Below are 818 nucleotides of genomic sequence, written 5' to 3' on the forward strand. Positions count from 1 at the left end.
GGGTGTCCGAGGCCGAGGCGCTGCACGCCGCGCTGGAGGTGCTGGTGGCCGAACTGCGGGTGGGGGCACATCCGGTGCCGGCCTTCGAGGTGGCCGCCCGGGAGGCGGACGGCGCGGTCGCCACGTCACTGCGCGCGGTGGCCGCGCGGGCGCGGCTCGGCGCCGACGTGACGGCGGGTCTGCGTGACGTCGCGGCGCGTTCGGCCGTCCCCTCGCACTGGAACCGGATCGCGGTGTGCTGGGAGCTGGCCCAGACGCACGGCCTGGCGATCGCCACCCTGATGCAGGCGGCGCAACGGGATATCGGCGAACGGCAACGGTATTCGTCACGGGTGGACGCCGGAATGGCCGGTGCGCGGGCCACCGCAGGGGTGCTCGCCGTGCTGCCCGTTCTCGGCATCGGGCTGGGGCAGCTGATCGGCGCCGACCCGCTGCGGTTTCTGACCGGCGGCGGCGCCGGGGGAGCGGTGCTCGTGATCGGCGTGTGCCTGTCGTGTGCCGGGCTGCTCTGGTCGGATCGCATCACGGCCGGGGTGCTGACGTGAGCCTGGCCGCGGTGCTGCTCGCCGTGGCGGTGCTGCTGACGGGTCGCGCCGGTGCGCTGCGTCTGCGGCGACGGGGCCGTCCGGCGCTGTGCGCCGTGCGGGCACCGACGTCCCGCGGGGTGGACCCCCTCGCCGCCGCATCCACCTTCGACGTGCTGGCGGCATGCCTCGCGGCGGGGATGGCGGTGTCGGCGGCGGCGTCCGCCACCGCGGCGTCGGCGCCGCGGGAACTGGCGAGGCTGCTGAGCCGCGCGGCCGATCTGCTGGCCCTGG

The 818-nt window shown here is 76.5% G+C and carries 1 protein-coding gene and 1 pseudogene; both read left to right on the top strand.

Features of this window, described 5'->3' with window-relative positions:
- Positions 1-545, top strand: a 545-nt coding sequence (locus tag E4P42_RS26785) for a type II secretion system F family protein (RefSeq protein ID WP_135129652.1), incomplete at its 5' end; no start/stop codon positions are given.
- Positions 542-818 (top strand): annotated as a pseudogene (locus tag E4P42_RS27545) (type II secretion system F family protein); the annotation flags it as partial. The gene E4P42_RS26785 and the pseudogene E4P42_RS27545, both read left to right, overlap by 4 nt.

Origin of the sequence: Mycobacterium sp. PS03-16 (assembly GCF_004570325.1) — a bacterium.
GTDB lineage: Bacteria > Actinomycetota > Actinomycetes > Mycobacteriales > Mycobacteriaceae > Mycobacterium.